Below are 6,569 nucleotides of genomic sequence, written 5' to 3' on the forward strand. Positions count from 1 at the left end.
GGTGTGGATGGTTACTGGACACCGTCTTTGCTTTTTGGGAGAGCTTGGTGTGGATGGTTACTGGACACCGTCTTTGCTTTTTGGGAGAGCTTGGTGTGGATGGTTACTGGACACCGTCTTTGCTTTTTGGGAGAGCTTGGTGGGGGTGGTTACTGGACACCGTCTTTGCTTTTGGGGGTAGTTCTTGGTGTGTATGATTACCTAGACACCGTCTTTGCTTTTGGGGCGGTTTTGGTGCGGTGGTTGCTGGTTTATAAAAATCTCTGTATACAGAAGAGTTGAATGACAACTTAAGTCTCTTCCCATCTTGAGGAAAGAGAAAGGTGGTTTTTCTTGTTTGAAAAAAGCTGGTTTTGCAAAGGAGAAACTATGCGATCTTTTGTTTTTGTGCGGGAATTTGTCTTGGTAAAATCGATCTTTTCTTTGCACTCTTAAAGCTATCACACTTCGGTTTTGCAATAAAATTTTGGCTCTCTTGCTACCTTTAACAACAGAGCGTAATGTCGTATCTCTCTGAGAGGATAATGTGGAAATATTGACGTGTCGGTGCTGTTCCTTTTTTTAAGACAATCAGCAGAGAAGGAAAAGAGCGCATTAGTTTAACTTTCAAAATGTTTATGAAGCACATTGAGAATAAGACGCAACGAACAAATAAGATGAGCGAGAGGTTGATCTTCGACAACAAGATATTGTAACGCCGCATGAAAGTTATGTTGACGATGCAGATGTTGTGCCTCTTTGATCGCTTCTTTCATGTTCTCGTAGTGATCCGTTGCTCTTTGAACCCACTGCTTTTGTGCCTTTTCATCTGATCTGTGCGTAAAGTCATCATAATAACCATTTGGCAAACCTTTGGCACATAAATAGTCGTTCCTGATTTGGAGATAACGTTGTGCAGTATCATATTGTTCTCGACTGATGCCCAACGCATCTTGTTTATATCCAAGCAAACAAAGCCGCCCAATATAGGAACTTGAAAGTGGATTTTTAGCCTCTTCTATGGTCAAACCAAAGTGTTTCGCACGCATTTCAATTGTAGATTGAGAAGGGGACGTGCGTGGTCTTTGGGCACGTGAAATTCGGCCATTGGGTTCTCTAAGTTTTCCTGTTATTTTCGGTCTACCGCGTTTTTTATGTATTTTCATGAACCTACCATTTGAATTGAAAAGGAACTTCCGATTTAAAGGGGGCGGTGCAAAAGCACTTTAAGGGGTTGCACGAATTGAGAACACATAATGGGGGGTGTTCGTAAAAAAACAGCCGTTGTAAGATTGTCTTTTTACCTCAAGAAAAAACAACGTTCCTTGGAGGGAAAAAGAAACTTTGTTGCAAGTCGTTCACCATCATTTTATTTTGTTATCGATAGCCAATGACTTACGCTGTTTAAAGATTTTTTGAACCTGTGCTGAAAAAGGAAAGAGAAACTTTGCCAGGTCTAAATAAAAAACATAAGAGTATTTCATTGGGCTTTCTGATTGGGGGCTTTCTGATTGGTTGTTTATTTTGTCTCTCTGTCTAAACAGAGGGTGTAGAATCTGAAAAAGAGGATGCAGAAGTTTTTAAACTCTGCAAAAAGCCACTGTTCTGCTGTTACCACTGTTTTGCTATTATCATTGTTTTGCTGCTGGATGCTTTACAAAGATGCCTGATGAATAGCACATTGTTAAGTATATCTTTATAGTTTTTTTTGAGAAAAGCCTATTCTCTTTTAAACAAAAACGTCTGTGCAAAAATAAACTTTCCCTCCTCATTATAATACCATAAAATGGCTTATCTTTTCAAACAAAATATCGATAATAGACTTATCATACAATGTAAATGATAAGGGAAGTGATCAAACTCTTGGCTTTTGTTGATTTTTTATTCATCTTTATTTTTGTTAAAAAGAGACTTTAATAGAGTATAAAATAAAAATAGAGTATAAAATAAAACGTACCTCTTCATCTTTACGGTTCTATAAAAATTGATCTTCTCAGGAGACTATTCTGAAAAGAGGGACATAAGAGTGGACAAGCTGTTTTTCTTATGAGCATATATTTGTTGGCAAAGGCAGGGACAGTTCTGTTTGCTAAATCCCACGTTTCTAACTTTGGAAAGCCGTTTTCAAAGCAGTTAAGTTTTCAAAGCAGTTAAAAGGAGAGATTGAAAATTTTTAGAGAGACTAATATACGCACTTTAATGCATAAAGGGATAAAATGCTTGCGTATTTGTGTTCACCAATTAAATATGTCTGTTCACCAATTGGAAAGGTGAAAAACTGAAAGCGCGGACGATCTAAAGTGTTCTTTGGGCTGTTCTTGGGTGGTAAGTCAGCGTACAGTTTTATGTCTGCGCTGTGCTTTTCTTATACATGTTGAGAGAATAAATATGGGGGGAAAAGAGTGAGGAAGCTTTAAGCAGGTGCCTCATGTGCCTCATGGGGTGGGGTGTGTAAGAGATTAAAGGAGTGGGAGGTCTTGGCATGTCCATAGATAAACCACAACACGAATCTTTCCAAGCACAAAGTGAGAGCGTTTTTGTCTTACAGGCAATGTTGGAGAAACGATTTAAACTCCTGTCGTTCAAAAAAGCCATGCTTTTTTCAAAGAAAGATAATCTCATCATTTTCTGCATATCTTTCATAGCGTTGGTATTTTTTGTTGCTGTAATCTCTCTAAAACCTCTGGAATTCTTTCACGTTGTCTCCAAGTGGCAGCTTCAAGCAATGGCTCAGGAAAGCTTTCACGGAATGTTTCTGGATAATCTTAAAAATTTAGTTTTGGGACAATTTTCTTTGGGTGGGAAGCATATGGAAGAGTTATGGCGTGCAGTTGGATGAAATGGCGTTTTTGCCTTTCTCTTTTTCATACCACAAATGATTTTTGGAGTTTTTCAAGCACTCTTTTCCCTTATTTTTGGCTTTCACTTTCTCTTGAATCGTGAATTGAAAGACATAATCCAGCCATTGAAAAATCGCCCAAGCAGTGCGATCCGATGATTTCATAGAACGCGAGAGGAAGAGAAAAGTAACTTTTTTGGCAATGTTGATCGCAGGATTGATCAGTGTGTCAATGATTGTACAATATAGCATGGGAATTGTTTGTGCTACTATGGCAATTGTTGCAATTTATTGCTCTTTTATAAAGCGTATGAAGCATTTGAGAGCGCTTTCCAAGACCCTTTAAGAAACGAGAAAAGCATGCGACGTAGCAAGTAAATCATCATGAGAAAGAAATAAAGGAACAAAGTCTCGCATGGGACATGGGAGTTCATCCCTCTTCATTTAAAGAATCTCTGGTTCTTTCAAAGGAGGATTATAAAAGGATATTCATTTTCTTTCTCATTGTATTTTTGGTAATATTTGTGCCCTTCTTTCTCTCATTTGGTATAGAGGGAGCAAAGCTTCTCAATAATGGAATGGATATACAACAAATGATAGCGAGTGGTCCTGTGTTGTTCACTGTTTATGTGATTACCACTGCGTTAGTCATTTTAGTTATGGTCTATGTTGCTTTCTCTTTACCCGTGATTTTAATACTCTACTGGATACTCAATCAGAGGGTGAAAAAGATGATCAAACGATTGGAAAAGTTTATTTAAAGCAACGCAATCGATAAAGAGACAGAACATTGAGAATGTCAGAATGTAAGAGGGGAAAAAAATGCTTCTTTTTATAGGATTTTTGGGTCTTTTAGGATTAACCATTATAGCTATTGTTTTCTGTATGGTTATTTTGGGGCTTTCTTATTTTTTCATCAAGCGTGCAAGATTATATTTTAACACACTTAAGGAGCTGAAAAAAGTGCAACCTTTCCATTGGGTTCTTATGAGAGCAAAATAATGGGACAAAACGTTGCGCAGGCAGGTGTGTGTTCTCTTTCATTGAAAGATTCATTGAAAGAATCGACTGCTTTTTGGCCAAAAGAGTGCAAAGTAATATTTTTCATCTCTCTTATCCTTGCGGTTGTATAGGCTGGATTCTCTACAGCCACTACGACTGGCTGGAAGAGTGACACGAGTGCTTTTATAACCCTCTTGTTCAGTTCTCTATTCGTAGGTTTTCTTTTCTTCGCACCGATCATTGCGCTGTTATGCATAAGATTGACAGGTAATATGCATAAGATTGACAGGTAAATTGAAAAAAGCGATCCAGAAATTGAAAGAGGTACTTGTACAACAAGATCAAGCAATCCGTACATAGGAGGCGATAGGAGGAAAAATAACCAGTAGTTTTGTAACATTCTTGGGCTTCTCTTTTCTCTCTTCCACAAGAGTGGGCTTTTTAATGACTATGCCCGTTTTGATTATTTATTATGTGTTTGTTAAACGTGCGAGGCTGTATTCCAAAGTGAAAAAAGAACTCAAAAAGTGTTTAGGGAATGTAATGTTCTGTTTTGGCAGAAACAAAACAAGAAAAGTAAGATGAAAAAGTCGAACGCGGTGTTTGATAAAGAAAAACCTTCTCTTTCTTGGCAAGATTATAAAAGAATATTCTCCATCTCTACTATCATGATAATGTTGCCAACGAATATTTCCTAAAGAGCCAAGATAGTGTGGAATGGAGAGATCTTTTTCTTGATAAACTTACAGACACTTGATAAACTTACAGATATCTGTATGGTTTTTTATGTTCTTTTTTATTCTTACCAATCATTTTGCTGTTTTGCACTGTAGTGAGGTGAAGTTTGCAGAAATGATTCAACAACTAAAAGCACAGGCAAAAAAGTTTAAGGCATGCAGGTTACAGAACATATTTCTGTTATGCTTTATTTATTATTTTTCACACCTCATTTAAATTTTCTATATCGTCTAAGATAGACTTAAGCGATTTGTAAGTTTTTCGAAATCATGTTTTGAAAGTTTTCTTGTGTTGAATTTAATTGAGTTAAATAAGACAAACTCTTCCCTTAAGACAAACTCTTCCCTAAAATTTTTTATAGAAAGTTTATAAGCGAGATCATTTTTTATTTTTAAAAATATCAATAGTTTTTTTAGATCTTTTCATTACACATATTACAGCTCCTTGATAATTTTTTTATTCTTAGAATTGATCTCTTGTCAAGGCTTGAACAGATTGCACAGAGCGTGTTCCTCGAAGGAACAGGTTCGTTATCAGCATTTTCAAGCCATAGATCCGCAAGTGTGCAATAAAATAAGCCATCCCATGAAAATAGGGCATATCATGGAAAAAGAGTTGAGAGACTAAAACAATGCTTAAAGGAGAAAAGCATTCTCTGTATGATGAGGCAGAGATGTTGTTTTTTGAGAACTGAAGAGCTGTTGTTATGATCTTTTCATAAAAGAGGGGGATAAGGTACGCTTTAATATCGCTTTAGAGCAATCAATTGTTCGATAAAGCAAATAGCCCCTTTATACGAAATTAAAAATAGTTTAAAAGTCTTATGCAAATGAAAGAAAAAAGAGGGAAAATGAAAGGGAAAAATTCAACAATTAATAGAAAATCGCATGCCTTTTTGTTTAAAAAAAACATGATACTTTTATGGAAAAAGTCTAGAATGATATCGTGCAACTTCCTTATGATATTTTGCACATTTCTCATCATGGTGGCTTCAGAAGTGATGGCTTGTGTAGAGCCTTTGACAGAGTCCTTGCAGGAGGAAAGCTGGAATGGTGTGGTGTATTTTATTTTTCTTCTGCCGGTTTTGATCTGGATCTGTCTTTTCACACTTTTTCCTATTTTTGGAGGCCTCCACAGAATCCGAGAGCGTAAATTGAAAAAATCAATGCAAAAAGTGGAAGAAGCGACTGAAGAAAAAGAGAAATCAGTCAAGACATAAACACTCTAGAGAAGGGAGTTTTCTTTCCTTTTATACAGTTCTGATGTTTTTTCTTTTCAGTATCCTGATCCTAGCTCTTCTGAGCCATTTTGGTAATATGGGTCGTGTTGCCGATATCTCTTTTCAAGCGTTTGAAGCTGCTTTATTAAGCGTTTGAAGCGGTATTTTAGGGTAAAAAACAAAAATCGAGGATAAAAGAGCCTCCACAGGGCCTTTGCATTTTGAAAAAAATGAAAAGGAAAGTGCGTGCCAAAACGTGATACTGGAGACTAAGGAAAATTCTCGTTTGTTCAAAAAATGATGCGCTTTTTTCGATCAATTATAGTTTTCATATCTCTTACCATTATGCTTTTCAAAGGTCCTGTTTAGGATGGCTTTATTGAAAGAGAGAAAATAATGCTGGAGACTCGCTGAGAATTGCGGGGGTTTCCATTTTCTTTTCGTTTTTGATCTTTTTACCGGCAGGTCTTCGGGCAACAGTCCCTGTTATTTTGACATTCTGTGCAACTGGGCGAGAATGGATGACAGAATGAGCAAGGGACTAGAGTGCTTAAAGAAAACGAGACAATGCTTTGAGTCCTTATGTGAGGAAAAGGCAATGATAAAGTTTTATGGGACATAAAGTTTTATGAGAGATGAAGGAGATGAGGATTAAGTGGACAGGAGAGCAAGAAAAGCAAGAAGAAGTCTATGACACGTTTATGATGATGGTGAAGTTCTGACCATGGAAAGCGCAACAATGCTTTGGGTGAGGAAAAGGCAATGATAAAGTTTTATGGGACATAAAGTTTT

At 36.9% G+C, this 6,569-nt stretch carries 6 protein-coding genes; 4 read left to right on the plus strand and 2 right to left on the minus strand.

Features of this window, described 5'->3' with window-relative positions; all coding sequences use genetic code 11:
* The coding region (locus HNQ69_RS07680; RefSeq protein ID WP_210302713.1) for a hypothetical protein at nt 1-181 on the plus strand (181 nt) is incomplete at its 5' end.
* Between the two features lie 418 nt (nt 182-599).
* Here HNQ69_RS07680 and HNQ69_RS07175 read toward each other — a convergent pair.
* Complete coding sequence (locus tag HNQ69_RS07175; protein ID WP_183229355.1) at nt 600-1,145, minus strand: hypothetical protein; 546 nt, start codon at nt 1,143-1,145, stop codon at nt 600-602.
* Between the two features lie 1,316 nt (nt 1,146-2,461).
* On the opposite strand from HNQ69_RS07175, the gene HNQ69_RS07180 reads away from it, so the two are divergent.
* On the plus strand, nt 2,462-2,818 hold the full coding sequence (locus tag HNQ69_RS07180; RefSeq protein ID WP_183229356.1) for a hypothetical protein: 357 nt from the start codon (nt 2,462-2,464) through the stop codon (nt 2,816-2,818).
* 524 nt (nt 2,819-3,342) lie between these two features.
* The gene (locus HNQ69_RS07185) at nt 3,343-3,579 is read left to right on the plus strand and encodes a hypothetical protein (protein ID WP_183229357.1); all 237 of its coding nucleotides are present in this window, start codon (nt 3,343-3,345) and stop codon (nt 3,577-3,579) included.
* Nucleotides 3,580-3,803: 224 nt separating this feature from the next.
* Here the strand turns inward: HNQ69_RS07185 and HNQ69_RS07190 are convergent, their stop codons facing one another.
* Complete coding sequence (locus HNQ69_RS07190; RefSeq protein ID WP_183229358.1) at nt 3,804-4,220, minus strand: hypothetical protein; 417 nt, start codon at nt 4,218-4,220, stop codon at nt 3,804-3,806.
* Nucleotides 4,221-5,408: 1,188 nt separating this feature from the next.
* On the opposite strand from HNQ69_RS07190, the gene HNQ69_RS07195 reads away from it, so the two are divergent.
* Complete coding sequence (locus HNQ69_RS07195; protein WP_183229359.1) at nt 5,409-5,777, plus strand: hypothetical protein; 369 nt, start codon at nt 5,409-5,411, stop codon at nt 5,775-5,777.
* The last annotated feature ends 792 nt before the right edge of the window (nt 5,778-6,569 follow it).

The organism is Bartonella callosciuri (assembly GCF_014203215.1).
GTDB classification, from domain to species: domain Bacteria; phylum Pseudomonadota; class Alphaproteobacteria; order Rhizobiales; family Rhizobiaceae; genus Bartonella; species Bartonella callosciuri.